This is a genomic window from Kitasatospora sp. NPDC093679 (assembly GCF_040683455.1).
In the GTDB taxonomy this organism is placed as follows: domain Bacteria; phylum Actinomycetota; class Actinomycetes; order Streptomycetales; family Streptomycetaceae; genus Kitasatospora; species Kitasatospora arboriphila.
Genome location: NZ_JBFBDW010000045.1, coordinates 30,908 through 57,295, shown reverse-complemented (window position 1 = coordinate 57,295; position 26,388 = coordinate 30,908). Strand labels below are relative to the sequence as shown.

The window sequence follows — 26,388 nt, the reverse complement described above, 5'->3', positions numbered from 1 at the left end:
GCGCAGTGGCTGCGCCCACCGCCATCCCGTCGGCCGAGGTGGTGTGCCGGATCCGCGCCCCGGCGGGCCGTACCGTCGGTGGTGCGGGCAGCGCTGTCGCCTGCGACGCAGTCCGGGCCGTTCCCGGCCGTGGTCTTCCGCCAGGCCGGGCCGGCCGCCGCGCTGCGCCGACCCGAGCCGGTGCCCGCTCCGTTCGTGGGGCCGGGCGGTAAGCCGTCAGCGAACCACCGCATGGTTGTAGGGCGATCGCGCAGACTGACGGCATGGATGTGATCGAGGTCCTGCCGAGGCTGCGCGTGCTCCGCTTCCCGGTGGGGGCGGCCTACCTGTGGCGGGACGGCGACGAACTGACCCTGATCGACACCGGCACCGCCGACTGCGCGGCGAGGATCGAGGAAGCCCTCGACGGCGAGCTGCGGCGAATCGTCCTGACGCACTGGCACGAGGACCACACCGGTTCGGCCGCCGAACTGGCCGCCCGGCACGGGGCGCAGGTCGTCGCCCACCGGTTGGAAGCACCGGTGATCCGGGGCGAGGTGGCCGGGGCACCCCCGGTGCTGGAAGAGTTCGAGATACCGATCCGCGCCGCACTTCCGCCCCTGCCGCCGGCACCGCCGTGCCCGGTCGACCGGGAGGTGGAGGACGGCGACGTGCTGGACTTCGGCGGCGGGGCCGTGGTGGTCGCGGTGCCCGGGCACACGGACGGGTCGATCGCACTCCACCTGCCCGGGCCGCGGGTGCTGTTCACCGGCGACGCGGTCGCCAATGTCGGCCGAACCATGCTGGGCGTCTTCAACACCGACCGCACCCGCGCCGTCGCGTCGCTGCACCGCCTGGCCGAACTGGACGTCGACACGGTGCTCTTCGGGCACGGCGATCCCCACACCCCCGGCGCGGCATCCGCCCTCCGACGGGCAGCCGAGGCGACGATGTGACCGAGGTCGTCACCCCCCCCGGCATCGGGGCACATCCGGAGGCGGACGGTGAGCTGGACGCCGACACCGAGGAGGTGATCGACGTGGTGCACGCCCACCAGCTCATCCGCGCGTCGTTCGACGAGAAGACGTACAAGGTCTACATCAAGCAGTGTCTGAAGTCCGTGAAGGTGAAGCTGAACGAGACCATCCGTGGGGGAGTTCGAGACCGGCGCCACCGCACTGGTCAAGCAGGTCCTGGCCGATTTCGGCGCCTACGAGTTCTACACGGGCGAGAGCATGGACCCCGACGGCCCGGCCGCTCTCCTGAACCACCGGGCCGACGGCACCACCCCGTACCTCACCGTCATCAAGCGCGGAGTCCGGGCGGAGAAGATGTGACACCCCGGCAGGCGCAGGTGCTGCAGCGCCCCCGCCGGCCGGTCCGCGGACCGTCGCGCTGACCTGCCCGGACACCCCACGGGCCGCCCGCCCGCCGTACCTGCACCCGGGCGGTTCACCAACCGCCCCGCAGGGTAGGCACGGTGCCGCGGAACGGTCGGCCCGTACGCGCCCGATACTGCGCCGGGGTGTCAACCCGCAGCCACAGGATGGCCTCGACGTCCGTCATGCAGGGAAGGGGAGCGGGTCGCTCCGGAGCCCGGGCCCGGGCCCGGCCCATCAGCCCACGGATCGATGGGCCGGGCCGCAGGTCAGCGGTCGAGGCGGGCGGTGAGCACGTTCGGGTCCGGCGGCGGGGCGAAGGCGGCGCTGGTGACGAAGACGGTGCGCCCGTGGACGGCTACCGAGGTGGGGCTGGTCAGGCCGTCCTCGGCGGTGAGGGCGATCGTGTGGGAGCCGTCGGGCCGCACGTACGCCACCTGGTTCGGCCCGTTGAGCGCGGCCAGCACGGTGTCCTCGTTCCGGCCGGTGAAGGTGAAGTCGTCGATGCCGGTCAGCCCCTCCGCCCTGGTCTCGATGGCCCCGGCGGTGCCGTCGGGCCGCACCGGGATGCGCAGCAGGACGCCGAGGTCGGTGTTGCTCACCCACACGGCGCCCTCGTGCACCTTGATGCCGTTCGCACCGATGAACCCGGCCGGCTGCAGCGCCGTTCCGGAGGCCCAGACGGTGGGCTCGCCGCCGCGCAGCGGGATGCGCCGGACGACGCCCAGCACGGAGTCGGCCGAGTAGAGCACCCCGGCCCGTTCGTCCAGAGCGAGCCCGTTGGGCAGCCCTTCCGGGGGCAGTCGGGCGATCTGTTCGAGCGAACCGTCGCAGCCGAGCCGGTAGATGCCGGTCAGCGCGGTGCCGGTGGCGTACGCGACGTAGATCGTGCCGTCGTGCGCGCGGGCGATGCCGGTGGCTGCGGCGAAGCCCAGCAGCGGGGTGTTCGGGTTCGGCTCGGGTGGCAGCGTGGCGAGAACCGCCACCGCGCCGTTCCGGGCGATCCGGGCCACCTGGTGGGCGGCGAGCAGCGTCACGTCCAGGGAACCGTTCGGCTCGACCGCGCTGTTCTCGGGCATCTGACCGGCCGCCAGGTCGAAGTGGACCAGGATCCGGGGATCGGACAGCGGTGGGGCGGCCGCGGTGGCGGGAGAGGCGGTGAGCAGCGCCAGAGCGGCGGCCGCGGCGCAGGCGGCGCCGGTGAGGCGGGGGACACGGGGCACAGGATCTCCTGGAGCATGCCGGGGTGACAGGGAGTCGCCCGGGACCTCCAGCAGAGCACGGCGGCCGCGAGCCAACCCGTCGGCAGGAACGGCGAGGGACGGGGCGACCGGTGGCGGGGCCGCGGAGCGGGGGCCACAGGCGGAGGTTCGCCCGACCGGGCGTCGCCGGGCCGGAGCAATCCCGCCCGCCTCCTCGCCTCCGTGGTCCTCCCCCACACCGCCAGCGCCGAGCCCGCCTCCGCGGACGAGACCGATGCGGCGTGTTCCGGGCCCGCGCGCATCGTTTCTGCCACGTTTTGTCCTGCCTGAGCCCTTCTTTCTGCTTATCCCGGTCTTCCTGCTGTCCAGGTGGGCGACCTGCGGGCACGACACCCGCGCCACGCGTGCCAGGCCGGGCAGCACGGTGCGCTGCACCCGGTGCAAGACGATGCGCCGGGTCCCGATGGACCGCCCGCTGTTCGGGCCGGACGACCCGGCAGCCACCGTGACGAGATGCGGCCCGCGGCCCGATGGCAGCGATCCCACCGCCTCCACTGCACCCGTGGGCCCGAGGCGGCGGCGGGTGACGGGAGCGAGGAGGGCGAGGCGCTCGTCCTCGCCGACGCCGCCCCACACGCCGTAGGGTTCGTGCACGGCAAGTGAGTGCTCAAGGCAACGCCGGCGGACCGGACAGCGGGCGCAGATCCGTTTGGCCGCTGCCTCGCGCTCCTCATGGGCCCGGCCGCGTTCTCCGCTCGGGTGGAAGAACAACCGCTCGTCCACGCCCCGGCATGCCGCAGGCAGTTGCCACTCCCACTCCTGGTGCACCGGCTCCGGCAGGCGCGACATCACCGTCACGAACAATCCCTCTCTCGACGATCATCGGCCCGCGCCGGACCGAACCCGGCCGGCACGTACCGCACTTCGCCTTGCCGACGGTTGCGGTTCCGCACCTGCCGCATGCCGATCCGGTCCGGCCGCGCACGACGACATCAGGTGTTGGGCGTCACCAGCGGTACCAGCGGCCGCGGCCGCCGCCGGAGGTAGTGCCACGGGCGACGAAACCGATCAGCCAGACAGCCAGAACGAGGACGGCGACCCACCACAGAGCCTTGACGGCGAAGCCGGCACCGAACAGAAGCAAAGCGAGTAGCAGAACCAGAACCAGGGGAAGCACAACGGTCTCCTTCACGGTTGACGGACTGATTGCGGGCACCGACTGCCCCGCGCGGCGCAATGCATGCCAGACATTGCCCCGCCACGGAGCGCGGCCCCGCGGGGGCAGTCACTGCCCCGGTCAGCTGCGCCGGATCGACGTGTTCGGGCAGCAGGCCCGCGCCGTACTGGAAGGAGACACGGTCTTCCTGTCCGCGTTCCCCGACGGTTGGAAGATCACCGCGGCGGGCTGCGAGCCCCGCCCCGAGATGCCCTACCGCTGCGATGTGAAGGGGGGACTGACCGTGCGTGTCCTGTTCACCCTGTGCGTGGTCGTCGTGGTCGGCGGCCTGGCGTACTTCACCACGATCGGACTACTGCAGCGATGAACGCCGCCGGCCGCTTCCTGCGGAACAACGGCCTGACCCTGGCCTTCGGCACGGCCTTCCTGCTGGCGCTCGCCGGACAGGCCGCGGCGGGACAGGCCGACCTCAACAACCAGCTGGTCGCCGCCGGTCTGCAACCGCTCGGTCTCGGCGCCTACCTGACCAGCTCCCAGTTCGCCGTCGACGTCACCGAGAACTGGCAGTCGGAGTACCTGCAGTTCTTCCTCTACATCTTCGGCACCGTCTGGCTGCTGCAGCGCGGCTCGCCCGAGTCCAAGGAACCGGGCAAGGCCGGCACCGAGTCCGAGCGCGAGCAGAAGATCGGATCGCACGCCACCGACGCCTCCCCGGGCTGGGCCCGGACGAAGGGACTGCGCCTGGCCGTGTACTCCCGCTCCCTCGGCCTGGTCATGGCCCTGTTCTTCCTCGGCTCCTGGACGTCGCAGTCGATCACCGGCTGGTCCGCGTACAACGCCGAGCAGCTGCGCGACCTGCAGGCCCCCGTCACCTGGGGGCAGTCCGTCACGTCCGCGGACTTCTGGAACCGCACCCTGCAGAACTGGCAGTCCGAACTGCTCGCGGTCGCCTCGATGGCGATCCTGTCGGTGTACCTGCGCCAGCGCGGCTCACCCGAGTCCAAACCCGTCGGCGCCGCCCACACCTCCACCGGCGTCGAGGGCTGAACACGGGAACTCGTGGACGGCGGCCGGCACGGACCGCGCCGTGGTGCGGTGCGGTGCGAGCGGCACCGGGGCCGCTCGCACCGCACCCGTATGCCGTGGCTGTGCGCGCCTTGCCGGACATCGCCGCACAGGCCCCGCTGGCCGGGGCCGCCGCCTGAGTGCGCATCGACTGCCCTGACCGAAGTGATCGATGCCGGCTCGACTCCAGCTCGGGCAGCCTGGTGGGGGATCTGCGGCACCGGGTTGGCGTGGGCGTCGGCCGGAAGGAACAGGCATCGGCGCAGCGGTTGATCAGTAGTAGTGGGTGCGGCCGCCGACGGCGTGGCCGAGGAGGCCTGCAACCCAGAGGATGAGGCCGATGACGGCGAGGATGATGCCGATGGTCCACAGGATGGAGATCCCGGTGGCGAAGCCGATGATGAGCAGGATGACGCCGAGAATGATCACAGGAGCCTTCTTGGATGTGTTGTGCGGGGGAGGGGCGGCGGTCCGGGGAGATGACCAGAACCGGGCCGCCGCGGGGGTGGGAACCGGTGTTTCCACCCGGTCCGCCTGCCTGCGGATTAGTACGTCTACGGATTAGTGCGTCTACCGCCGTAGGGGTGCGGCAAACGGAACCGGCCCGCGCTGCGGGAGGAAACACCCGGTTTTTCCGTTTGCCCTCCTTGGTTTTGCGCTCCTTCGGGGCGGACAGGCGCGGTGTCACGGGGGTGACCGAACCCGCAAACTGAGAGCCTGCGGAGGCCGTCGTGATCACTGAAGAGCAGATCGGGACCGTGCTGGAGCACCCGGTGTACGACGCCGAGGGCAACAGGATCGGGGACGCGAAGCACGTGTTCCTGGACGACGCGACCGGGCAGCCGGAGTGGGTGAGCGTGAAGACCGGCCTGTTCGGGATGAGGGAGTCGTTCGTGCCGCTCAAGGACGCCCGCCTGGTCGAGGACCACCTGGAGGTGCCCTTCACCAAGGACAAGGTGAAGGACGCGCCGAACGTGGACGTCGACAGCGGGCTCCACCTGTCGGCGGCCGAGGAGCACCGGCTGTACGACTACTACGAACTGGCGTGGGACGAGGCCTGGCAGCGGGCGAACGAGCCCGGCGAGCACGGCTGGGCCCGCGACACCGACACCGGTACCGACACCGAAGGCATCGCCGGCACCGGAGGCACGGCCGGCACCGGCATGGGCGACCGCTCCGATGCGACCTCCGTGCGCGAGCGCGGGGAGGCCATGAGCAGGGGCGCGGAGGAGACCGCCATCGGCGCCGGCCTGCGCGGCGGCGGCGACATGGACGAGGCGATGACGCGCTCGGAGGAGGAGATGCACGTCGGCACCGAACGCGTGGAGACGGGCCGGGTGCGGCTGCGCACGTACGTGGTGACGGAGAACGTGCAGCAGACCGTGCCGGTGCGCCACGAAGAGGTCCGCATCGAGCGTGAGCCGATCACGGACGCCGACCGGGACGCGGCCATGGGCGGCCCCGAGATCACCGAGTCCGCGCACGAGGTCACCCTGCATGCCGAGCGCCCGGTCGTGGCGACCGAGGCCGTGCCGGTCGAGCGGGTCCGCCTGAACACCGAGGAGGTCGTCGAGGAGGAGACCGTCAGCGGTGAGGTCCGCAAGGAGCGGATCAAGGGCGAGGGCGTCGAGGACGCCGACACCGGTCTGGACGACGATGAGGGCCCCGGCACCGGCCGGCGCATCTGACCCCACCCGTCGGTGTCCCGCGAGCGCGCGCCGGTCCCGGCCACCACGGCTGTCGCGCCCCGGTACGCGCAAGCGGCCGACAACAGCGGCCCGCCGCGCGCCTTCCCACCCACCGGAGCCGTCCATGCCGTAGCTTCATGATCGTGGGGCGATGTGCTGCCGCTCCCGCTCCTTGGATGCCCGGCCCGGTCGCCCCCTACTCGGGCGCGGCCGGGCCGCGCTGCGTCCGTCGGAGGAACGCCGGCCGCGCGGCGGGGCGGGAAGACCGGGCGCTCTGCAGGGCATGACGGATCAGCAGGAGTCCGAAGTCGGTGACTGCCGCCGTGCCCGCGCCGGATGCTCCGGGCGGGAGCCCGAGCAGGTCGGACCGGGCGAGGAGGTGGAGGCCCGGCACCCGAGGCCCACCGACGTGCCCGGCCGGCGCCGGCCAGCGGTGCTCAAGCGCACCGGCGAGGAGTTCCCGGACGACAAACTGCCCGACCGGGCGGCCGCACTCAGCTACTACGGCGTGCTGGCCGCGGTGGCGCTGCTGGGGCGCTCCGTGGTCGGCGTCCGGATACATCGCGGCGTTCATCCGCGCGTCCAACGCGGTGTACGACATCCGCGAGGGCCGCAGGCGACCCCCGGCCACCCCGCGAAGGGGCCGCCCGGCCCCGACCGGCCCCTCACGTCCGCCAGGACGTCCGGCCGGGGCGTCCGCGTGGCGCCCCGTGACGGGGCGCCGTTCTGCGCAGCCTGGACGGTTGTTGCGCCGTCCTACCGCGGGCGTGGTCGGGTTCCTGGCTCCCCGGAGGTGGTCTGGTGCCGTGCGAGGGGAACGGGTTGGAACACCGGGATGGATGCGGGTGGTGCAGCGCACTTCGGGCGGCGGTCGGGGTCAGTACGTGTTGTGGCGTCGCAGGCGGCGTGGTCGACCGTCGGGGTCGACCAGGAGCCGGTTGAGCGGGCGTGCGAGGGCGGTGGCGCTGCGGGAGAGGACCGGCGGCCGGTAGGTGCGCAGCCGTCCGGGTGGCCGCGGGCCGCGGCGGCCGGAGTCGTGCCAGGCGTCGAGGGCCGCCGCCGACCGTGCGAAGGCTTCGAAGGCGGCGAGCGGGTCGCACAGTTCGGCCGTCGCGGCGGGGTCGTCACCGACGTCCAGGTGTTCCCGGGCCAGCCGCAGTCGGAGTTCCCGGGCGAACCGGCGGGCACCGTCGCCCAGCCCGCCCGGGTCGGTGGGTGGGCGCCCGTCGGGAGTGTCGTCCAGGACGGCGCAGTTCAGTTCCGAGTCGTGCGTCCAGGAGCGCAGGTTGATGTTGTCGGAGCCGACCGACGCCCACACGTCGTCGATGACGCAGACCTTGGCGTGCACGTAGACCGGGGTGCCCGCGTGGTTCTCGACGCCGTACACGGCGACTCGGTCGCCGCCGGCGCGGCGCAGTTCCTGCAGGGCGCCGATCCTGCCGACGAGGTTCATCGGCAGGGTCAGCCGGCCGTCCTGATCGGGGACCGACGGGATCACCGCGACCAGGCGTAGCCGGGGGTTGTCGGCCAGCGCGCGGGCGAAGCACTCCACGACTCTCGGCGACCACAGGTACTGGTCCTCCAGGTGGACGAGCGTCCGGGCGCGCTGCAGGGCCTTCTGGTAGCTGCGGGCGATGCTGCGCTCGCCGTCCGGTGCGAACGGGTAGCCGCGGAGCAGCCGGTTCGGGTAGGTGCGCAGCACCTGGACGGTGTGCGGGCCGCAGACGGGCGGGTCGGGCAGTTGCCGCGGTAGCCGTCCGGCGCTCTCGTCCTCGTGGTGGAGGAGGCTGCGCAGGCGGGTGAGGGGGCTGCGGCTGAGCGGTGCCGGGTCGTTCCAGCGTTCCCGGAAGCACGTTTCCAGGTCGCCCACGGCGGGGCCGTGGACGGCGAGTTGGACGTCGTGCCAGGGCGGGTGGGGGCCGTAGGCCTCGGCGATCGGCTGCGCGTCCGGGTCGCCGTGGTGGCGGGCGTCGTCGCCGCGGTTGTGGCACAGGTCGATGCCGCCGACGAATGCCGTGTCGAGGCCGGTGCGGCCGGGATGGCGGAGGACGACGAGTTTCTGGTGGTGCGCGCCGCCGGGACGGACCCGCATGTCCAGCAGGCACTCGCCGCCGGCTCGTTCGATCTCCTCACCGAGGTGGCGGTTCTCGCGTTCGCTGAACTGCAGGCGGTCCAGGTGGGAGCGCCAGACCAGACCCTTGACGATGACCCCGCGGCGGGCGGCCGCAGCCAGCACGTCCCCGATCTCCGTGCCCGGGCCGGCCAGCCGCTCGTCGGGGTCGCCGCGCCAGTCGGTGAACAGCAGGAGGTCTCCGGCGCGCTGCCGCCCGGCGGCGGCCAGGAGTTCGGGGAAGTACTCGGCACCGTGCACCAGGGGCCGCACGAGATTCCCGGTGGACCAGGCTGAGCCGTCCGGACGGCGGCCGTCGAGCACCGTCGCCGGGTTGCCGCGCTCGCCGACGGTCAACAGCCAGTCGCCGGGGTGCACGGCTGCCGCTCACCGCCGCTCTTGCTCGTCCCCACCCTTCCGACGCTACGCCATCGCAATGTGTCGCGCGCTCCCGGAGTTCCGGCCGGCCGCCCTCCGTGCGGCCCGTGTCCGCTTCACCACTGAATCCGCACTCGAGCGGTCAGTTCTCTCTGCCCACACCGGCGGTGGCAAGGAGAGCGCGACGGCAGGGCCTGCATGGTTCTTGGCGGCCGTACCGGTGAGCACGGAGATGCCGGTGCCGATGACGACGCCGACACCGAAGACGGTGAGGTCGAGGGCCGACAGCGATCGCCGCAGCGAGTGTTCGGGTTCCCCGGCGTCAGCGATGGAGCGCTCGACCGACTTGGTGCGGACGATGTCGCGCCAGAAGGATCGTGCCTCGGGTTCGGTGGCTATGGCGGTCTCCTCCGTTCAACCGGTCGGCCGTTCCTACCCGCGGCACGGAGTCCGGTCACGGGACGGCGACGGTATTCCACTCATCGGCTCTGCGTCGTGCCACCCGCCGCCGGTCGTCGCTCCGACCCGCAGCGCGGAGCCTCGGGCAAGCCCACCGCCGTGTTCCCTTGCAGCAGCTTTCCGCCGTCGGCGCCACCGCCTCGGCCCGCCTTGTGATGCATCAGGACAGCGGGCTCGTCTCGGGAGTCAGCAGGGCGAGGAGTCGGGGCCGGTGGAGGGCCGCGAGGTGTTCGAGGAGGTCGGGGTGGCGGAGCAGGGGTGCAGCGGCGGTGTCGCGCTGGGCGGGCAGGGTCATGCGCCGCGGGTCGCCGGCGATTCCGGCGGGTCCGGACGGGCGACGAGTCCGCCCGTCCGGTCCCGCCGTTCGCGCGGCTCCGCACCGGGGAGCCGTCGGTGGGGCGCCTGCAGGTCAGGATGTGCCGCGGCCGGTGACGAAGTCACGGGCCCGGTCGACGAGGCCGGCGCCGGGAGCCAGGAGCTTGCTCGCGGTGGGGCTGCTGGGCGCCGCGGGGTGCGGCCGGGTGGGGGCCAGGGCCTTGGCACGGCGGATCTTGTCGCCGAGGTCGTCCAGCATGTCGGGCGTACAGGCCCGCTCCATCATCGGGAACAGGGTGTTCTCCTCGTCGCGGACGTGGGCGGTGACCTCGTCCATGAGCTGCTGCAGCAGCGGCCGGAACGAGGTGTCGCCGGTGTCCATGCCCTCGAGCTGCTTCAGGATTCTCTCGACCCGGCTGTGGTCGTCGATCTCCTTGTCCGCGATCCGGTCCCCGCCCTCGAGGTGCTCGCGCACCGCCGGGTAGAGGTACTGCTCCTCGGCGACCGAGTGCCGCACCAGCTCGATCGTGACCTCGTCGACCATGTCCCGCAGCTCCTGGCCGCCGGTGCTCATGGCCTTGATCCGACCGAACATCTCCTCGACCTCGCGGTGGTCGGCCTTCAGCTCCATGACGACGTTCCCGCCGTGTCCCATGTGCCGGTCCCTCCTGCTTCCGGGCGGGCCTGTCCCGCCGTGCCCACAGACGTTCCCGCCCCGCCCTGCGCCTCCGGTCGACGGGGCCTGTTCCACTCGAACGGCCCGCCGCAGCCGGTTGGCACGGGCCCCTGTGATGCGGTGAACGGCGCGGTGGCCGTGGACGAGAGACGGGTGTCCGCGCGGCCGGCGCCGGGCTGCGGGGTTCAGCCTCGGCGCTCGGCGCGGCGCAGGACGACCTGCGGGAGCAGCAGCCAGCACAGGGCGAACCACAGCAGGACCGCGCCGGTGAGGAACCAGGCCCAGCCGGTGGCGTCGAGTGCGGTGCGCAGCAGGAGCAGCAGGGCGGTGGTGATGGTGAGGGCGAGAAGGGCGAGGCCGGTGGTGATGAAGCGGCCGGCGACGCGGACGAGTTCGGGTTTCACGCCGTGCCCGATCAGGAAGCGGTGGAAGGCGACAGGGGCGATCAGGGTCGCGGTGGCGACCGCGCCGAGAACCACGGTGGCGACGTACAGGTGCCGGTCGAAGTCCGACAGCGTGGTGAAGCGGGGTGTGAAGACGACGGACAGCAGGAAGCCGAAGAGGATCTGTGCGCCGGTCTGGCAGACCCGCACCTCCTGGAGCATCTCGTTCCACAGGCGGTCGGCGCGCTCGGACGGTGTCTCGTCGCGCTCGGGCTGGCTGTCGGGCATGATGCGCCTCCTGCAGTCGCTGGTGCGGGGTGGTGTGTGTGCCTGGCACCGGGAGCGCCCGGGAGGTACGGGCAGCGCGGGCGAGGAGCGGCACGTGCGCCGTGGGCGGCTGCACCGATGTCCTGCGCCTGCAGGACGTCGAGCGGGCCGCTGGCGCCGACGACCGCCACCGCGCCCGGCTGTGCCGCGGCACGCTGCTCTTGTGCACCCCGTGGTCCTCCTGACTCGGCCGGTGAGCGGACCGGGCCAGTCAAACCGGCCGACCGGGACCGGATGGTGTAACACGCCGCCCTGGATGCCAGGAGCCCCGCCAGGACCGGCCGTCGGCCGAGGCAGCCCGAGAGGGACGGCGTTCGGCCGCATGGCCCGTCGCTGCCGAGCCGGGCGCAGTCCGGCGGTAGCCCCGGCTCCGGTCACCGGCCACCGGTGCGACCGGCGGTGGCCTTCGACCGCATGGCGAAGACTGGAGGCATGGATCCTGCCGAAGCGCTCCGCCGCATCGCGTTCCTCCTGGAGTGGCGTGGCGCCTCCCCCTATCGCGTCCGGGCCTTCCACACGGCGGCCGAGGCCGTCCGCGACCTGCCGCCGGGACCGGTGGACGCACAGGAGGCCAGGCGCCTGCACGGCGTCGGTCCGGTGACCGCCGAGGTGATCGAACAGGCGTCGACCGGCGGGACGCCCGCCTACCTCGCCCGCCTGGAAGCGGAGATCGGGTCGGCCGCAACGGCGGGCTTGGCACTGCTGGAGGCGAGCGAGGGCGACTGCCACGTGCACTCGGACTGGTCGGACGGTGGCAGCCCGATCGAGGAGATGGCACGGGCCGCCCGTGCACTGGGTCACCGGTGGGCCGTCCTCACCGACCACTCCCCGCGGCTCACCGTCGCCCACGGCCTCAGCCCCGACCGGCTGCGACAGCAGATCGATGTCGTGGCAGATGTCAATACCCGGCTCGGCCCGGGCTTTCGGCTGCTCACCGGGATCGAGTGCGACATCCTGGACGACGGCTCACTCGACCAGGAGGACGAACTCCTCGCCCGGCTCGACGTCGTGGTGGCCTCGGTGCACTCGAAGCTCCGATCGGACGCCGGCCCGATGACCGCCCGCATGGTCGCGGCGGTGCGCAATCCCCTGATGCACGTGCTCGGCCACTGCACCGGCCGAATCGTCACCGGCCGCGGCCGCCCGCAGTCCCGCTTCGACGCGCAGGCCGTGTTCGCCGCATGCGCCGAGAACGGCACCGCGGTGGAGATCAACTGCCGACCCGAGCGGCGCGACCCGCCGGACGACCTGCTCCTTCAAGCAGCAGAAGCGGGCTGCCTCTTCGCCGTGGACACCGACGCCCACGCCCCCGAGCAGCTCCACTGGCGGTCCTCCGGCTATGCCCGAGCGGCTCGCGCCAAACTGGGCCCGGACAGGCTGGTGACGACCTGGCCCGCCGACCGGCTGCTCGAGTGGGCCGCGCATCCCGGCCGCCGGTCGACGATCCGCTCCCGCTGACCCCCCGCCACACCGGTTCGCCTCGTTCGTCGCCATGCAGCACCACGACCCGCCCGGCCACTTCATCCGCGCCGGCGACGGCACACCCCGACGCCGCGGGCCACTCCGCGCCCACCACCGGCACCCGCTCCTGCCGGCGGTCCGGCCATGTCTGCGCCGACCACCGCGGGCAGTCGGGAAAGCGATACGGACCGGGCGCGTCAACGGTCAGCGGCCGAGTGCGCTGGCCAGCTCCTTCTTGCTCATCTTCGACCGGCCGTGGATGTTGCGCTGCTTGGCCTCGTTGTACAGCTGCTCCTTCGTCGGGCCCTGCGCCCCGGAGTGGGAACGCCGGCCCCCGCGCCGCGACGACGACGTGTCGTGGGTGGAGGACCGGCTGGCGGTCTTCGACTCGCCGTGCCGTGCGCGTTCCTTGTTGACCGTCCTGGAGGCGATCTCCTTGGCCCGCTTCTCGCTCTCGCCGCGGTCGAGTGCGCTGTCCTTGATGTGCTCGTACTGGCGCTCCCGCTTCTTGCTGGATCCTGCAGGCATGGCTGTGTCCTCTCTCGCAGTGGCGGGCGTTCTCGCGCCTACCCGGTTCGGAGGGCCGCACGCGCCGGGTCCGGGGTGCGGTAGTTCGGTCGGCGGCGGGCGTTGTGGTGGTCTGGCCCGGGACACGGACTCCCGGTCGCCCCGGCCTGTCGGGGGAGAGGTGCCGCGGGAGTTCGACACGGAGATCGTCGACCAGGTCCCGGACGACCACGTCAGTCGGCGGACCACCGGCGGTGAGGTGAAGCAGAAGCCAGGGTTGAGGACCTGCGGCGTGGACAGGCGCCGGGGGAGCCCGACGGCCGTGCCGGGCTCTGCGAACCGAGGTGATGATCATGACTCAGCGGCAGGCGAAGTCGCATCCGTCCATGGAGGAGGGGCAGGCCAGCAGGATGGAGGGCGCCCACCACGGGTGGTCGGGCGACGTCGACGAGGAACACCAGGAGCCGAACGACAGCGCGCGCCGCTCCTTCGATCCGGACACCTACGCGCCCGGCGCCGGGCCGGGACAGGAACACGCCGAGGAGGAGGACCGGCCGGTGCCCGGGGACACCGTGGAGAGTGAGGGCCGCCGTGGTGAGGACACCGCCCAGAGCCCGGCCTCGTCGAAGCACCGGCACGACAGGGGTGCACAGGGGCCGGCCGGCAGGCCGAGCGGCGGCCGTGACGCGGGCGCGCACACCGGCGTCGACCCTCAGGAGCCCGACAGCCCCACCTCCGGGCACTGAGCACCGGACAACCGGTCACAACACGGTTCGGGCGGGCGGCACCCCATCGGCACGTGATCGCGCCCGTCCGCCACGGCCGGCGGCCGTCGGCGGCCGGCCCCGACTGAAAGGCATGAGGAGGAGGTAGGTCGTGAGTTTTTCCGGGATCGTCTACAAGCCCGTCGGCATGGTGGTGGGTGCCCTCGGCGGCGTGCTGGCGAGCGCCGTGTTCAAGCGCGTGTGGAAGGTCGCCGGGCACGAGGGCGACGCTCCGAACGCGACGGACGAGAACCGCACCTGGAGCGAGGTCCTCCTCGCGGCGGCGCTGCAAGGTGCCGTGTTCGCGCTGGTGAAGGCTGCGATCGACCGGACCGGTGCGGTGGCCGTCGGCAAGGCCACGGGGCACTGGCCCACCAGCAACGACAGCTGATCCCACCTACGCGGCGGGCCGCTGCCCCTACGGGATCAGGTCCCGTAGGGGCCGTGCCGACGTCGCACCCGTCTTGCGGCGCCGGCCCGGTAACGCCGGTGGTGGCCACGGCCCGCGAAGCGGTCCGGTCGTGCGGTCATGGTGGACTCCGCGGGCGGGGCTCTTGTCGATGACGGACGGTGTGACGGGCGCTCAGGGCTGGAAGAGCACCTTCACGGCACCGTCCTGCTTCTTCTGGAACATCTCGTACGCAGCCGGCGCCTCGTCGAGCGGGACGTGGTGGGTGGCGAAGGTGTCGACGCCGAGCGGGTCGTCGTCGGTGAGCAGGGGGAGGATGTCGCCGGCCCAGCGGTGGACGTTGGCCTGGCCCATGCGGAGTTGGATCTGTTTGTCGAACATGGTCAGCAGCGGCAGCGGGTCGGTCTGGCCGCCGTAGACGCCCGAGAGGGAGATGGTGCCGCCGCGTCGCACGATGTCGATGGCCAGGTAGAGGGCGTGGAGGCGGTCGATGCCGACGTGTTCCATCATCTTGGCGGCGAGGGCGCTGGGCAGGAGGTTGGTGGCCTGGGCGGCGAGTTTCGCGCCGGGCGAGCCGTGGGCCTCCATCCCGACCGCGTCGATGACGGCGTCCGGGCCGCGCCTGTCGGTGAGGTCACGGATGACATCGGCAAGGTCCTTGCCGTACTTGGTCAGGTCCAGGACGTGCACGCCACGGTTCCCGGCGCGTTCGAGGCGTTCGGGGACGAGGTCGACGCCGATCACCTGGGCCGCGCCGCGGTGCCGGGCGATCCGGCAGCTCATGTCGCCGATCGGCCCCAGGCCCAGGACGACGAGGCTGCCGCCCTCGGGCACGGCCGCGTACTCGACGGCCTGCCACGCGGTGGGCAGCACGTCGGAGAGGAAGACGAAGCGGTCGTCCTCGGGCCCGTGCGGGACCTTGATCGGCAGATTGTTCCCGAACGGGACGCGCAGCAGTTCGGCCTGGCCGCCGGGGACCTGGCCGTAGAGCTTGGTGTAGCCGAACAGCGAGGCTCCGCTGCCGTACTTCCGCACCTGGGTGGTCTCGCACTGCGAGTGCAAGCCCTGCCGGCAGGTGTGACAGGTCCCGCAGGACACGTTGAAGGGGATCACGACCCGGTCGCCGACATGCACGGCGGTGACGTCGGGTCCGACCTCCTGGACGATGCCCATGGGCTCGTGTCCGAGGATGTCGCCGACGTCGAGGAAGGGGCCGAGGACCTCGTAGAGATGGAGGTCCGATCCGCACAGTCCACTGGTGGTGACCTTGATGATCACATCGGCCGGGTCCTTGATGGACGGATCGGGGACGGTGTCGACACGGACATCTCGCCTGCCGTGCCAGGTCAAGGCTTTCATCGTCACTCCTCACGGGGCCGTACCGAGGTTCACCTTCCCCGCGTCTCTCCATGGCCCAGTCCGCGAAACGGACACACCGGGCAGGGCCTGCACGGCCGACCGGCGCGGAAGCCTGCGGCTGGCCTGAGGGCTCAGGGCGCCGTCACCGGGAAGCGTTCCCCACCCGGTGCGTCCGAGCTGTTCCACCTCCGGGCATGCCCGGGGGCGGAACGCTCCGGTGCGGGCACGCGGGTGGTGTGACGGGTCAGCTCGGGATGAGGCAGGTACATGGGGGTAGGCGCGTCGGCCGAGGGGTCGTCGTGGCCCCGGAACGGGGGCCGTGGTGGACGCGATCGTGCTGTCGAGGGACGACCACAAGGCGGTGGAGAAGCTGTTCAAGGCGTTCGAGAAGGCAGGGGAAGACGCGCACGCGGAGAAGCGGCGGATCGCCGATGAAGTGATCGAGGAGCTGACCGTGCACGCGGTGATCGAGGAGGAGGAGAAGGACTGGTTCCCCGAGGTCCGCAAGGCCGTGGGCCGCAACCGCCTCGTCGAACTCGGCGAACGCCTGGAGGAGGCGAAGAAGACCGCCACACGCGCCCCCTGGAGGTCCCCGGCGCGACCAAGTAGACCGACCGCCGCGCTCGGCTCCCTGCACACGGATCGCATCCGCGGTGCGGGGTCGCAACGGCGGTGCACGACGTGTGAGGAGGACGGCTGATGGCGACGAGCGACCAGTACACACCGCAGGACCCGACCGAGCAGTATCCCCGGCCGCCGCAGCCCGAGCAGAGCCAGCCGCATCCCGGCAGCGGAGAGCGGATGCAGCCCGAGCCGGACTACGGCGAGACCTCCTACCGCGGGTCGGGGCGGCTGGCCGGACGGGTGGCACTCGTCACCGGAGGCGACTCCGGGATCGGCCGCGCCGTCGCGCTCGCCTTTGCCCGCGAGGGCGCCGACGTGGCGTTCTGTCACCTGCCCGAGGAACAGGACGACGCCGGCGTCACCGCCCGGCTGATCGAGGGAGCCGGACAGCGTGCGCTGCCGATCGCCGGGGACCTGCGCAGCGAGGAGTTCTGCTCCGCCCTGCCCGGCCGGTGCGTCGACGGCCTCGGCGCACTCGACGTCCTGGTGAACAACGCGGCCTACCAGATGGCGCAGCCCGACGGGCTCACCTCGATCAGCACCGAGCAGTTCGACCGGGTGATGCGGACCAACCTGTACGGCATGTTCTGGCTCACCAAGGCGGCGCTGGCGCATCTGCGGCCGGGCTCATCGGTCATCAACAGCGCGTCGGTGCAGGCCTACAAACCGAGCCCGCACCTGTTGGACTACGCGATGACGAAGGCCGGCATCGTCGCGTTCACGCAGGGCCTGGCCCAGCAGCTCGCCCCGGACGGGATCCGGGTGAACGCGGTGGCGCCCGGCCCCGTGTGGACGCCGCTGATCCCGGCGACCATGGACGAGGAGAAGGTCGCGCACTTCGGCGAACAGTCCCCGATGGGCCGCCCTGCGCAGCCGGCCGAGATGGCCCCGGCCTACGTGTTCCTCGCCTCCCAGGAGGCCTCCTACATCACGGGGGAGATCGTCAACGCCACCGGCGGTACCCCGTTGCCCTGAGGCCACGGACTCCGCTCGGCCGGATCGCCTCGGCACGCCCTTCGCCCGGAAGGGCGGCTCAGGAACGGAAGAGGATCTTGACGGCGCCGTCGTCCTTGCGCTGGAACGTCCCGTACGCGCCGGGCGCCTCGAACGGCGGCCGCGCGGCGGGGCGGGAAGGGCAGGCGCTCGGCAGGGCATGGCGGAGCAGCAGAAATCCCAAGTCGGTGACTGCCGCGCTGCCTGCGGACGCTCCAGGTGAGGTGGCCCCGCGGGAAGTACTGCGGTGGATCGGGTCCGACAGATCGGAAAGGTGCGCGATCATGGCATTCATCCACAGGCGCAAGCAGGGCCTCCAGGGCCGGGAGCCCGGCGGGGCGGGCCCCGGCGAGGAGGTGGAGGCCCGGGCACCGGAAGGACCCACCGACGTGCCCGGCCGTGGCTGGTGGGCGGTGCTCAAGCGCACCGGCAAGGAGTTCCTGGACGACGAACTGCCCGACCGGGCGGCCGCGCTCACCTACTACGGCGTGCTGGCGATCTTCCCTGCCCTGCTGCTGCTGGTCGCGGTGCTCGGCCTGACCGGCACCTCCGCCACCAACCAGGTCCTGGACAACCTGCAGAAGCTCGCCCCCGGCGCGGCCCAGGACATCCTGCGGACCGCGGTCACCCAGCTCCAGGGCAGCCGCGGCGCCGGCGGCGTGCTGGCCGTGGTGGGCCTGCTGGGCGCCCTGTGGTCGGCGTCCGGATACATCGCGGCGTTCATCCGCGCGTCCAACGCGGTGTACGACATCCGCGAGGGCCGCCCCGCATGGAAGGTCACGCCGCTGCGGCTGGGGCTGACCGTGCTGATGATGGTGATGCTCGCGGCGAGCGCACTGATCGTGGTGTTCACTGGGCCCCTTGCCCGCCGGATGGGCGACGTGCTGGGGTTGGGTGACACCGCCCTGACGGCGTGGTCGATCGCCAAGTGGCCGGTGCTGGTGCTGCTGGTGGCGCTCATGATCGCGACGCTGTACTGGGCCGCGCCGAACGTGCGCGGACGCGGTTTCCGCTGGGTGTCGCCGGGGAGCCTGCTCGCTGTCGGCCTGTGGCTGCTGCTCTCCGGCGGCTTCGCCCTGTACGTGGCGAACTTCGGCTCCTACAACAAGACGTACGGCACCCTGGCCGGCGTGATCGTCTTCCTGGTCTGGCTGTGGCTGTCCAACCTGGCGATCCTGCTGGGCCTGGAGTTCGACGCCGAGTTGTCCCGTGAACGCGCCATCGAAGGTGGCATGCCGCCTGCTGAGGAGCCCTACGTCCCGCCCCGCGACACCCGCAAGTGGCCCGACGACGTGGAGGACGGGCATGGGCCGTGAGCCGCGGGCCTCTGCCGGGTGGGAACCGGGACGGCTGACGGACGGCGAGTACCCGCGGTAGGTCACAGCGTCGACCGGGTGAGAGAGGCCGGCCGGCGAACAGCGGGTAGGCACGCAGCCGCCGGAATCGTGAGCCCATACAACTGCAAGGAGATGGCTCATGAGTGACACGGCAGGTTCCGGCCGCCCGGAGCGGAACACCGAGGCGAGCGTTGCCCAGAGCGTGCAGGAGCACGCAGGTGTGGAAGTGGCGGCCCGCGAACCCGACCGCGCCCGCCGTACGACCGCGCAGACGAGGGAAGGGATCCGGCTCGACCCCTGGCGCCCGGCCGGACGCTGCCGGCCGGGCGCCTGAGGGCGGTTCACCCGTGGCGGGTGAGGCAGGATCCGGCGGTGGCGGGGCGAGCTGGTCGGTCAGGCGGTCCTCGAACCGGCCGAGAAGGAGCACGGCACCCGGCGGAGCCGGGGGCGGCAACAGCATGAGGGCGAGCATGTGAACCTCCCGACAGGGGGTGGTCACGGTCATCGACGCGCCGGTCGATCCCCGCGCTGGGGCCCGCACCGGCATCCGGCCGCCCTCTCCGCGGGTGTCACCGGGCTGTGGGCCGACCCCGGGCGCTCCTCGCCCTTGGCCGAGACAGGCTGACGCGAGGTGCCGGCCGGCATGCCGGTCCGGAGCGTCCTATCGCAAAGGGCGTGGCCCACGGAAAGGAGGGCAGGCGCGGACGGGGACGATCCGAAGGAGGAGCCTTGAGCGAGTACACGAACCCGGTGGGTTCGCATCAGGAACAGGAGCCCGGCACGGCGGCCTCCGCCGTCCGAACGGCGCAGGACAAGGCCAGCGAAGGCGCGCAGGTGGTGGCCGACAACACCGCGGAGGTCGTCGGCACGGTCAAGGAACAGGCGTCGCAGGTGGTCGGGGAGGCGAGCGCGCAGGCGCGGGACCTGCTCGCCGAGGCGCGCGGCCAGGTCCAGGAGCAGGCCCGGGCCCAGACGGGCCGGCTCGCGGAGAACGTGCGGCGCCTGGCCCACGAGCTGCGGGACATGGCCGATCACGGCAAGCCCGATTCCACGGCCGCGGCCGCGGTCGCGCAGATCGCCGACGGCGGCCAGCGGGTCGCGGACCACCTGGAGCAGCGCGGTCCGGACGGCCTGCTGGCCGACGTGCGGGACTTCGCGCGCCGCCGGCCCGGCCTGTTCCTCGCCGGTGCGGCGCTGGCCGGCTTCGCACTGGGCCGCACCGGCAAGGGCGTCGCAGCGGCCGGCGACCCGGACGGCCCCGAGGAACGGCGCCCTGACAGCGACGGCGCGTCTCCGCCGCAGGTCCCGCTGACGACACCCGCGCCCCCGCGCCCACCGGCCGCCCCGATGCCCGCGGCTCCCGGCCTCGCACCCGACCCGTACGAGGCGTACGGCCAGTCCCAGCCCCCGCACATCACCCCCGCCTACGGGCAGGACTTCGACCGCGGGCGGCAGCAGCCCCCGGCCCAGGGGGTCTGAACGATGGCCCTCTCCTCCTTCGAACAGAACGCCACTCACCGCACCCCAACCCCCGGATCGGACGGCCCTGCACCGGCGGCCGACCCGACCGGCCGACCGGCCACAGGGCCCGGCGAGGACCAGTCCCTCGGGGACCTGATCGGCGAGATCACCCACGACCTCAGCCGGCTGGTGCGGGACGAAATCGACCTCGCCAAGGCGGAGATCAAGCAGGAAGCCACCAAGGCGGGCAAGGCCTCCGGCATGCTCGCCGGCGCCGGCTACGCAGGCCACCTGGTCCTGATTCTCGCCAGCCTGACCCTGGTCTTCGCGCTCGGCAACGCCATGAACCTCGCCTGGGCGGCTCTGATCGTCACCGCCCTGTGGGCCGTGGCCGCAGCGGTGCTCTACAGCACCGGCCGCAAACGGTGGAAGGACGTGCGCCTCATGCCCGAACAGACCGTCGAGACCCTGAAGGAGGACGCCGCATGGACGCGACACCCGACGAGCTGAGGAGCGAGGTCGAAGCCCGACGCGCCCATCTGGCGCACAACGTCGACCGTCTCGCCGACAGGATCACCCCCAGTCGAGTGGCCCACCGTCAGGCCGACGCCGCACGCAGCAAGCTGACCGGAATCAAGGAGCGAGTGATGGGCACCGCCCACGACACCGGCACCGCGGCACACCGCGCAACCGCCGCCGCCGGCACCACCGCCGCCCAGATCGGCGACACCGTCCAGCAGACGCCCGCGCAGCTGCGCCGGCAGACGCAGGGCAGCCCGCTGGCGGCGGGCATCATCGCGTTCGGCGCGGGCCTGCTCGCTGCCGCCCTGCTGCCCACCAGTAAGGCGGAGGAGCGGGGCGGGGCGATGCTGCGCGACCATCCGGAACTGCTGGAGCCGGTCAAGCAGGCCGCCACCCAGGCTGCGCGGGACGTCCGCGACGAAATGCGCGAGCCGGCCACCGACGCCCTCCAGGCCGTGAAGTCCACCGCCCAGGACGCCGTCGACAGCAGCAGGAGCGCCGCCCAGGACGCCGGGCGCCGAACCGCCGGCGACCTGAAGGCGACCGGTCAGGAGGCCGCCCAGGAGATCCGCCGCCCGACCACCTGACCCAGGGCACCGGCTCGGTGCCGGTCGCGAGCGCCCGGTATCGGCAACCCCCCTCGACGCCCGGCGCGGGTGCCTTTTGGGCCCACGCGCAGGGCATGCACGAGGCAAGGGCCGCCGGTACAGCACGCGTGGGCGGCGTGCTGCTGATCGGCCGGCCCACAGCGGGGTGTTCGCGGTTCGGGGTGGTGTGCAAAAGCATCGTGCCCGGCACCGGCCGCCTGGTCCATGGGGTCGGCGGCCGGGTCGCGGTCCGGCATCCGTCCGGGTGTCCCGCGCGTGCCGGGCCGCCCACGGTGGTGCCCGCGGTCTGGGACGCAGACAGGGGGCACCACCCCCGGGCCGGGCCTGGCAGCGGCCACTTACTGGCCGTCAGCCCTGTCGAGCCCCAGGCGCGCGCCGTGCGGGCCGTGTGTGTGCTCCAGCCACCGGCTGAGCAGGTGGTGATCGGCGATGGCCCGGGGTGTCCGTTCGCCGGTGCGGGCCTTCTCGAGCGCAGTGAGAGCGCAGTCCATGGCCCACAGCCGGATCCGCGGAACGGCGCCGGCCTGCAGCCGGTCCCTGTGTTGACACAGCTCTTGTTCCCGTAGGAGAGCGGCCATTTCACGCCGGTCACCGTCCTCGGCCGCGGCCTTTCGTCCCGCGTAGCAGGCGGCGATCAGGTGCCGGGCCCGGGCCTGCTCCTCGTCCATCGCATCTCACCGCCTTCCGCCTGCCTCCACCGAGTCTCCTCTGCTGCCGAAGTGCCGGCATGGGCCGACCGGCTCCTCACCCGATCAGGGGCCGCCCCCTTGAACGGACCGGTCACCCAGCCACTCGGACGCGGACTCGACGGCCCCCGCCCCGGCCGACCGCGATCCGACCGGTCGTCCGTCATGGTCGCCGTGCCCCGGGCCGACCCGTCATTGAAACGGTGCGCGCGCCCCGCACCGGGGCGCGCACCCCCACCGGCCGGCCCCGAATGCCCCGGCGGCACCGGGCGGTGGGCACCGCCTGCCGGGGCGGACCGGGCATACACCCCGGCCGCCCCGGCCCGCCAGCCCGAGCCCGCTCTGACGGCCCACCGCCGAACACCCGAGTCACTCACCGACGGCCGACGGCTGGGGGCTGCGCGGCCACCGAGCACCGCAGCCTGCCCTTCCACCGCTCGTTCTTTTGGCCTCGAACCTGTCCGCGGACGGTCCGCGCCGCTGAGCGGCCCCGGTCACCCCTGTGCATGAGCCGCCGGACGCTCGGACGGGGCCCGCGTTGGTTGCGGCGGGATGGTCGGAGGATCTGCAGGTGTGGGGATGGCCTGCGGGGGCCAGGGCCGGTGGGCGAGGTCGTGGCGGAGGGAGTCGAGTCTGGCCAGGCAGGTGTCGAGGGTGGCGAGGGCGGCGCTGCTGTGTTCGCGGATGCGGCGTTCGATGGCGGCGAGTTGGCCTTCGATGTGCTGCCAACGCTCCTCGGCGGTGGTGTCAGGTGCGTCGTTGGTCGCTGTCATGGCGGAGGCGGTCGGTGCGGTCGGTGAGGTCGTCGAGGCGGGCGGCGAGGTCCGGATGGTCGGCGACGTGGGGTCGCATCGCCGTCAGGGGCGCTATCAGGCCGGCCGGGTCGGGCGCGCCGAGGGCGGTGGTGAGTGCGGTCAGCGCGGGCCGGGCCCGGGGGGTGAGGCCGGTCGCGGCGGTGACCTGGGCGGCGAGCACGCGCAGGTCGGCGGCGTGGTCGCGGGCCCAGTCGCCGACCGCGCGGTCGGCGGCCCGCCGGTCGCGCACCGCCTTGACCCGCTCCGCTCCGGTCTCCGTGCCGGCCGAGGTGCTGTCCGCGGGGCGCAGGCGCAGGTAGCGGTTCTCGGCGGCCTGGCGGCTGGCGACGCCCATGGGGTGGGCGAGGTCGGCCCAGGTGGCGCCGGCCTCCCGGGCGCTCTCCACCAGGCCCGCCTCCCAGCCGGCGAGCTCGGTACGCAGCTCGCGCAGCAGCACCAGCGCGGCCAGGGCCTGCTCGGGGCCGTCTTCCTGCGGGTGCCGGTCCGTGGCGGCGGGGATCCGGGCGGTACGGACGGCGTCGTCGATGGCGGCGAGCGCGGCGGCGGCGGCGAGGAAGGAGACCGGGCCGGGCGGCGGGGCCGGGTCGGCGGCGGGCTTGGGCGGCTTCTTGCTCATGTTGTCATTCTATGGACGACACTCAGGATTTGTCATCGGATGGATGACGTGCTAGAACGGTGTCAGGTGAAGCGCACTGGCACCCGTTCGATCAGTGGAGGTGTTTCGCGATGCTGCTGCGCACTGACCCGTTCCGCGAGTTGGACCGGCTGACCCAGCAGTTCCTCAACACGACCGGCACCTGGTCGCGTCCCACGCCGATGCCGCTGGACGCCTACCGGGCCGGCGACGAGTACGTGATCTGCTTCGACCTGCCGGGGGTCGACCCGGAGGCGATCGACATCGACGTCGAGCGGAACATGGTGACCGTGAAGGCCGAGCGCCGCCCGCGCCGGGAAGGCGAGGACATCAAGTGGGAGCTGTCCGAGCGCCCGCTCGGCGTCTTCTCCCGCCAGGTCATGCTCTCCGACACCCTCGACCCCGCCGGGATCACCGCCGACTACGACGCCGGCGTGCTGACCCTGAAGATCCCGGTCGCCGAGAAGGCCAAGCCCCGCAAGGTCGCGATCAGCCACAGCGGCGACCGCAAGCAGATCCAGGCCTGAGCCGTTCCCCGATGCCGTTCCGGCCGCCCCTGATCTCTCCCCCCTCGATCGAAAGGGGCGGCCGGAACACCACCGCCCCCGGCCGCCTCGCGGGACCGGCCTGACCGCGCAGAGGGGGCAACGCCATGAACGGCCAGGGAAACGAACCCTTCATCGTGCAGGCACGCGGCGAGCTCGACATCGACACCGCCCCCTCGCTGCGCCGTGCTCTGGCCGCCGCGCTCGAGTCGCACCGGGAGGTGGTGCTGGATCTGTCGGAGGTGACGTTCATGGACTGCGCGGGCCTGGGCGCCCTTGTCCGGGCCCAGGGCCAGGCCGACCGGTGCGGTGCCCGTTTGGTCCTGCGTGGGGCCGGGCGCTGCGTGGTGCGGTTGCTCAAGCTGACCGGTCTGCACCGGCACCTGGCCGTCGAGCCCTGACCATCGTCAGGCGTTGGCACTGCTTCCTCGGGACGGAGGGAGAACCGCGGTGACTCTTCGATGGGAGGCGTTCTTGGAAGAGGTCCGGGAACGCGGCGAGTACGACACCCCGCAGGAGGCCGAGCGGGCCGCCCGAGTGGTCATGGCCCTGCTGGGTGCCCACCTGGTCGGCGACGTGCGCGCGGAACTGGCCGCCCGCCTGCTCGAGACCCTCGCCCCGGTCCTGCTCAACCCGCTGCAGGCCGCCGAACCGCTCAGCCCGGAACGGTTCGTGCGCGCGACCGCGGCCTGGATCGAGGGCGCCACCGAGACCACCGCGCTGTGGGACATCGGCGCTGTCCTGTCCACCGTGGCCGACGCCGCCGGCGACGACCTCACCGAGCGTGTCCTGCTCCAACTGCCGCCCGGCTACGACCTCCTGTTCGGCCGGCCCCAGCCCGGCCACCGCCCCTGAACCCGCCCGCCGCCGCACCCGCCCGGCCGGCCCCGCCCCGGAAGGCCACCACCGCCATGACCCGGTACCGCCTCCTTCTCCAGCAGGTCCGCACCTTCGGCCGCTACACCAGCGACGAGGAGGCCGAACGCGTCCTGCACGCCGTCCTGGCCGTCCTCGGCGGCCAGCTCACCGGCGAGGAACGCTGCGACCTCGCCGCCACCTTGCCCGAGCGGGCCCGCGCCGTCTTCACCTCGCAGATCCCGCTGCCGGAGCCGGTCGCCGCCCAGGCCTTCGTCGAAGCCGTCGCCCACGCCCTGAACACCAGCCTCAGCGGCGCCCGCTGGGACACCTCCTCCGTCCTTGCCGCCCTCGCCGACCTGGCCGGTGACAGGCTGACCGACCGGCTTCTCGCGGACCTGCCTCGCGGCTACGCCCTCCTGTTCGGCCGAGCCGACCTCATCACGGCGGCGGCGTGACCGGGGCCGCGCATGAGCCGTCACCGGCACGGCGCGGAGTTCACGCACAGGGCGGGCGTCCACCCCGTCGCCCCGGCCGGCCGCTGGGGCGGGTGAGCACGCGCAACGGCCAAGGCGCCAGACGCGGGATCAGCGTGAATGCCCGGCCGGGCAGGGGCCGCGAGCCCGGTCGGCAAGGGTCGGCTCCGCCCGCGGTTGCCGGACGGGCGGGCGGTGTCGAGGGCCTCGCGCAGGGCGTACGGTCGGTGATGGTGGGCTGTTCGGCGAAGCGGGCCGGCAGCCGGCGGACGGTGCGGCCGTCGCCGTCCCGCACGGCCTCCGTGATCGCCTTGACCGAGGCCGTCTGTCCGTCCCGGACCGTCTTCGGTGCCACGGGCGCCAGGTGTCCCACTGCCGCCTCCCTGCGCACCGGTGTCCGAGGAGCGTGGCCCCAAGGGTCGGCCAGCGGCATCGCACCGGTTCGTCGCCAGTTGTTTCACGCCGGCACCGTGCAGTGAAATACCGTCAGTTCCGCAGTTCCGGCCCCGCCGAGTGTTCGGTGCGCCGAGACCGGTGCACGGGGTCGCGCCGTCCCTGCCTTGTCCGCGGAACCGACGACCTGTCGAACGGGCCGCCCGCCCGGCAGGTCCGGGACCCGACCGAGGAGTGAACAGCCGGATGCCGACGAACACCGCCGGCCGGGCCGTGCCCACCGCGGAGGAGGCCTGCGTGGGCGCCCACGGGCCCGGCCGGGATTCGACCGCCTGCCGGACGCCGCCGTCCCGAGCGCTGCGCGATGAACGTCCTGTACAGACTGCATCACTTGGGCTACGTCGTCCCGCTGCAGGCCGACGCCGGCTGGGTCGGCACGGCCGGGCCCGGCCCGTCGTACCTGGACGAGGGCTCCGGAGGCCCGGAGAACGACTTCACCAACCGCAACACCACTGCGATGACGCACTCGAAGGAGGAGATGCACATGGGCACCGAACGCGTCGACGCCGCCCGACACGGCTGAGCGAATGCGTGCCACGGAGGCGTCCGAAGAGCTGTGCCGATGCGCCATGAGGAGGTCGCGTCGAGCACAAGCCGATCCCCGACACCGTTCGCGACGCGGCCGCGAACGGCGAGGACACCATCGGCCCGAACACGAGAGTCGTCCTGCACACTGAACGCCCGCTCGGGGCAACCGGGGCCGGCCCGGTCAGGAGAGGCCCGCCCGGGCGCCGAGGAGCA

At 72.7% G+C, this 26,388-nt stretch carries 31 protein-coding genes and 6 pseudogenes; 22 read left to right on the top strand and 15 right to left on the bottom strand.

Annotation, left to right across the window (positions count from 1 at the left end; genetic code table 11):
* Window positions 1–263: 263 nt before the first annotated feature.
* The 3 genes and pseudogenes from AB0O09_RS29110 to AB0O09_RS29100 all read left to right on the top strand — a co-directional run bounded on the left by AB0O09_RS29110 (window position 264) and on the right by AB0O09_RS29100 (window position 1,316).
* Window positions 264–935: an MBL fold metallo-hydrolase gene (locus AB0O09_RS29110; protein WP_363546484.1), complete on the top strand. Its 672-nt coding sequence runs from the start codon at window positions 264–266 to the stop codon at window positions 933–935.
* Window positions 932–1,111: pseudogene (locus AB0O09_RS29105) on the top strand (hypothetical protein); the annotation flags it as partial. The gene AB0O09_RS29110 and the pseudogene AB0O09_RS29105, both read left to right, overlap by 4 nt.
* Before the next feature lie 16 nt (window positions 1,112–1,127).
* The gene (locus AB0O09_RS29100; protein WP_363546481.1) at window positions 1,128–1,316 is read left to right on the top strand and encodes a hypothetical protein; all 189 of its coding nucleotides are present in this window, start codon (window positions 1,128–1,130) and stop codon (window positions 1,314–1,316) included.
* Window positions 1,317–1,627: 311 nt separating this feature from the next.
* Here AB0O09_RS29100 and AB0O09_RS29095 read toward each other — a convergent pair whose 3' ends face one another.
* From AB0O09_RS29095 to AB0O09_RS29085, 3 genes and pseudogenes are all read right to left on the bottom strand, one after another.
* Entirely contained in the window at window positions 1,628–2,581 is a 954-nt protein-coding gene (locus AB0O09_RS29095) for a hypothetical protein (RefSeq protein WP_363546509.1), read from the bottom strand.
* 573 nt (window positions 2,582–3,154) lie between these two features.
* A pseudogene (locus tag AB0O09_RS29090) lies at window positions 3,155–3,418 on the bottom strand (WhiB family transcriptional regulator); the annotation flags it as partial.
* A gap of 148 nt (window positions 3,419–3,566) precedes the next feature.
* The gene (locus AB0O09_RS29085; RefSeq protein ID WP_363546506.1) at window positions 3,567–3,737 is read right to left on the bottom strand and encodes a hydrophobic protein; all 171 of its coding nucleotides are present in this window, start codon (window positions 3,735–3,737) and stop codon (window positions 3,567–3,569) included.
* Window positions 3,738–3,876: 139 nt separating this feature from the next.
* Here AB0O09_RS29085 and AB0O09_RS29080 point away from each other — a divergent pair, with 139 nt between their 5' ends.
* The gene (locus tag AB0O09_RS29080) at window positions 3,877–4,104 is read left to right on the top strand and encodes a hypothetical protein (protein ID WP_363546478.1); all 228 of its coding nucleotides are present in this window, start codon (window positions 3,877–3,879) and stop codon (window positions 4,102–4,104) included.
* Complete coding sequence (locus AB0O09_RS29075; RefSeq protein WP_363546475.1) at window positions 4,101–4,784, top strand: DUF6766 family protein; 684 nt, start codon at window positions 4,101–4,103, stop codon at window positions 4,782–4,784. Before AB0O09_RS29080 ends, AB0O09_RS29075 begins: the two co-directional genes overlap by 4 nt.
* Before the next feature lie 291 nt (window positions 4,785–5,075).
* Here AB0O09_RS29075 and AB0O09_RS29070 read toward each other — a convergent pair whose 3' ends face one another.
* Window positions 5,076–5,231, bottom strand: a complete 156-nt coding sequence (locus AB0O09_RS29070; RefSeq protein WP_363546473.1) for a DUF6131 family protein — start codon at window positions 5,229–5,231, stop codon at window positions 5,076–5,078.
* Window positions 5,232–5,533: 302 nt separating this feature from the next.
* Between AB0O09_RS29070 and AB0O09_RS29065 the strand changes: the two genes are divergently transcribed.
* Both AB0O09_RS29065 and AB0O09_RS29060 read left to right on the top strand, forming a co-directional pair.
* Window positions 5,534–6,490 (top strand): PRC and DUF2382 domain-containing protein, encoded by a 957-nt coding sequence (locus AB0O09_RS29065; protein ID WP_363546470.1) that lies wholly within the window; start codon window positions 5,534–5,536, stop codon window positions 6,488–6,490.
* 283 nt (window positions 6,491–6,773) lie between these two features.
* A pseudogene (locus tag AB0O09_RS29060) lies at window positions 6,774–7,104 on the top strand (hypothetical protein); the annotation flags it as partial.
* A 263-nt stretch (window positions 7,105–7,367) separates the two neighbouring features.
* Here the strand turns inward: AB0O09_RS29060 and AB0O09_RS29055 are convergent.
* From AB0O09_RS29055 to AB0O09_RS29035, 5 genes and pseudogenes are all read right to left on the bottom strand, one after another.
* Window positions 7,368–8,978: a phospholipase D family protein gene (locus AB0O09_RS29055; RefSeq protein ID WP_363546468.1), complete on the bottom strand. Its 1,611-nt coding sequence runs from the start codon at window positions 8,976–8,978 to the stop codon at window positions 7,368–7,370.
* 174 nt (window positions 8,979–9,152) lie between these two features.
* Window positions 9,153–9,338, bottom strand: a pseudogene (locus tag AB0O09_RS29050) (amino acid permease); the annotation flags it as partial.
* Between the two features lie 259 nt (window positions 9,339–9,597).
* On the bottom strand, window positions 9,598–9,732 hold the full coding sequence (locus tag AB0O09_RS29045) for a hypothetical protein (protein ID WP_363546465.1): 135 nt from the start codon (window positions 9,730–9,732) through the stop codon (window positions 9,598–9,600).
* A gap of 114 nt (window positions 9,733–9,846) precedes the next feature.
* Window positions 9,847–10,407 (bottom strand): hemerythrin domain-containing protein, encoded by a 561-nt coding sequence (locus AB0O09_RS29040; protein ID WP_363546463.1) that lies wholly within the window; start codon window positions 10,405–10,407, stop codon window positions 9,847–9,849.
* A 206-nt stretch (window positions 10,408–10,613) separates the two neighbouring features.
* Window positions 10,614–11,099: a DUF6328 family protein gene (locus AB0O09_RS29035; protein ID WP_363546461.1), complete on the bottom strand. Its 486-nt coding sequence runs from the start codon at window positions 11,097–11,099 to the stop codon at window positions 10,614–10,616.
* Window positions 11,100–11,570: 471 nt separating this feature from the next.
* Here AB0O09_RS29035 and AB0O09_RS29030 point away from each other — a divergent pair, with 471 nt between their 5' ends.
* Window positions 11,571–12,596, top strand: a complete 1,026-nt coding sequence (locus AB0O09_RS29030) for a PHP domain-containing protein (RefSeq protein WP_363546458.1) — start codon at window positions 11,571–11,573, stop codon at window positions 12,594–12,596.
* A 207-nt stretch (window positions 12,597–12,803) separates the two neighbouring features.
* On the opposite strand, the gene AB0O09_RS29025 is transcribed toward AB0O09_RS29030, so the two are convergent.
* Window positions 12,804–13,127 (bottom strand): plasmid stabilization protein, encoded by a 324-nt coding sequence (locus AB0O09_RS29025; RefSeq protein ID WP_363546455.1) that lies wholly within the window; start codon window positions 13,125–13,127, stop codon window positions 12,804–12,806.
* A gap of 332 nt (window positions 13,128–13,459) precedes the next feature.
* On the opposite strand from AB0O09_RS29025, the gene AB0O09_RS29020 reads away from it, so the two are divergent.
* A complete protein-coding gene (locus AB0O09_RS29020; RefSeq protein WP_363546452.1) occupies window positions 13,460–13,852 on the top strand; it encodes a hypothetical protein in 393 nt (130 codons plus the stop codon).
* A gap of 130 nt (window positions 13,853–13,982) precedes the next feature.
* Window positions 13,983–14,261, top strand: coding sequence for a DUF4235 domain-containing protein (locus AB0O09_RS29015; RefSeq protein ID WP_363546449.1), 279 nt, complete (start codon window positions 13,983–13,985; stop codon window positions 14,259–14,261).
* Window positions 14,262–14,453: 192 nt separating this feature from the next.
* Here the strand turns inward: AB0O09_RS29015 and AB0O09_RS29010 are convergent, their stop codons facing one another.
* Window positions 14,454–15,638 carry an alcohol dehydrogenase catalytic domain-containing protein gene (locus tag AB0O09_RS29010; protein WP_363546446.1) on the bottom strand — a complete coding sequence of 395 codons (1,185 nt, stop codon included), beginning with the start codon at window positions 15,636–15,638 and terminating at the stop codon, window positions 14,454–14,456.
* 322 nt (window positions 15,639–15,960) lie between these two features.
* Between AB0O09_RS29010 and AB0O09_RS29005 the strand changes: the two are divergent.
* Window positions 15,961–16,209: pseudogene (locus AB0O09_RS29005) on the top strand (hemerythrin domain-containing protein); the annotation flags it as partial.
* A 128-nt stretch (window positions 16,210–16,337) separates the two neighbouring features.
* Window positions 16,338–17,237, top strand: coding sequence for an SDR family oxidoreductase (locus tag AB0O09_RS29000; protein WP_363546443.1), 900 nt, complete (start codon window positions 16,338–16,340; stop codon window positions 17,235–17,237).
* A gap of 58 nt (window positions 17,238–17,295) precedes the next feature.
* Here the strand turns inward: AB0O09_RS29000 and AB0O09_RS28995 are convergent, their stop codons facing one another.
* On the bottom strand, window positions 17,296–17,541 hold the full coding sequence (locus AB0O09_RS28995) for a hypothetical protein (RefSeq protein WP_363546441.1): 246 nt from the start codon (window positions 17,539–17,541) through the stop codon (window positions 17,296–17,298).
* Here AB0O09_RS28995 and AB0O09_RS28990 point away from each other — a divergent pair.
* The 5 genes from AB0O09_RS28990 to AB0O09_RS28970 all read left to right on the top strand — a co-directional run bounded on the left by AB0O09_RS28990 (window position 17,540) and on the right by AB0O09_RS28970 (window position 21,162).
* Window positions 17,540–18,571: a YihY/virulence factor BrkB family protein gene (locus AB0O09_RS28990; RefSeq protein WP_363546438.1), complete on the top strand. Its 1,032-nt coding sequence runs from the start codon at window positions 17,540–17,542 to the stop codon at window positions 18,569–18,571. The two genes, AB0O09_RS28995 and AB0O09_RS28990, sit on opposite strands and share 2 nt — an antisense overlap.
* 160 nt (window positions 18,572–18,731) lie before the next feature.
* The gene (locus tag AB0O09_RS28985) at window positions 18,732–18,926 is read left to right on the top strand and encodes a hypothetical protein (protein WP_363546435.1); all 195 of its coding nucleotides are present in this window, start codon (window positions 18,732–18,734) and stop codon (window positions 18,924–18,926) included.
* 395 nt (window positions 18,927–19,321) lie between these two features.
* On the top strand, window positions 19,322–20,071 hold the full coding sequence (locus AB0O09_RS28980) for a hypothetical protein (RefSeq protein ID WP_363546433.1): 750 nt from the start codon (window positions 19,322–19,324) through the stop codon (window positions 20,069–20,071).
* 3 nt (window positions 20,072–20,074) lie between these two features.
* On the top strand, window positions 20,075–20,563 hold the full coding sequence (locus tag AB0O09_RS28975; RefSeq protein WP_363546430.1) for a phage holin family protein: 489 nt from the start codon (window positions 20,075–20,077) through the stop codon (window positions 20,561–20,563).
* Window positions 20,539–21,162 (top strand): DUF3618 domain-containing protein, encoded by a 624-nt coding sequence (locus tag AB0O09_RS28970; RefSeq protein ID WP_363546427.1) that lies wholly within the window; start codon window positions 20,539–20,541, stop codon window positions 21,160–21,162. Before AB0O09_RS28975 ends, AB0O09_RS28970 begins: the two co-directional genes overlap by 25 nt.
* A gap of 359 nt (window positions 21,163–21,521) precedes the next feature.
* On the opposite strand, the gene AB0O09_RS28965 is transcribed toward AB0O09_RS28970, so the two are convergent.
* The 3 genes from AB0O09_RS28965 to AB0O09_RS28955 all read right to left on the bottom strand — a co-directional run bounded on the left by AB0O09_RS28965 (window position 21,522) and on the right by AB0O09_RS28955 (window position 23,300).
* A complete protein-coding gene (locus AB0O09_RS28965; RefSeq protein WP_363546424.1) occupies window positions 21,522–21,851 on the bottom strand; it encodes a hypothetical protein in 330 nt (109 codons plus the stop codon).
* 512 nt (window positions 21,852–22,363) lie between these two features.
* Window positions 22,364–22,642 (bottom strand): hypothetical protein, encoded by a 279-nt coding sequence (locus AB0O09_RS28960; RefSeq protein ID WP_363546421.1) that lies wholly within the window; start codon window positions 22,640–22,642, stop codon window positions 22,364–22,366.
* Window positions 22,617–23,300: a hypothetical protein gene (locus AB0O09_RS28955; RefSeq protein ID WP_363546419.1), complete on the bottom strand. Its 684-nt coding sequence runs from the start codon at window positions 23,298–23,300 to the stop codon at window positions 22,617–22,619. Before AB0O09_RS28955 ends, AB0O09_RS28960 begins: the two co-directional genes overlap by 26 nt.
* Window positions 23,301–23,410: 110 nt before the next feature.
* Between AB0O09_RS28955 and AB0O09_RS28950 the strand changes: the two genes are divergently transcribed.
* The 5 genes and pseudogenes from AB0O09_RS28950 to AB0O09_RS28930 form a co-directional block, all read left to right on the top strand.
* Window positions 23,411–23,845, top strand: coding sequence for an Hsp20/alpha crystallin family protein (locus tag AB0O09_RS28950; protein ID WP_363546416.1), 435 nt, complete (start codon window positions 23,411–23,413; stop codon window positions 23,843–23,845).
* A 125-nt stretch (window positions 23,846–23,970) separates the two neighbouring features.
* Entirely contained in the window at window positions 23,971–24,264 is a 294-nt protein-coding gene (locus AB0O09_RS28945) for an STAS domain-containing protein (protein WP_363546413.1), read from the top strand.
* Window positions 24,265–24,313: 49 nt separating this feature from the next.
* Window positions 24,314–24,718: a DUF2267 domain-containing protein gene (locus AB0O09_RS28940; RefSeq protein WP_363546410.1), complete on the top strand. Its 405-nt coding sequence runs from the start codon at window positions 24,314–24,316 to the stop codon at window positions 24,716–24,718.
* Window positions 24,719–24,774: 56 nt separating this feature from the next.
* Window positions 24,775–25,176 carry a DUF2267 domain-containing protein gene (locus AB0O09_RS28935; protein WP_363546407.1) on the top strand — a complete coding sequence of 134 codons (402 nt, stop codon included), beginning with the start codon at window positions 24,775–24,777 and terminating at the stop codon, window positions 25,174–25,176.
* Window positions 25,177–25,939: 763 nt separating this feature from the next.
* Window positions 25,940–26,134: pseudogene (locus AB0O09_RS28930) on the top strand (flavodoxin family protein); the annotation flags it as partial.
* Window positions 26,135–26,388 lie beyond the last annotated feature (254 nt).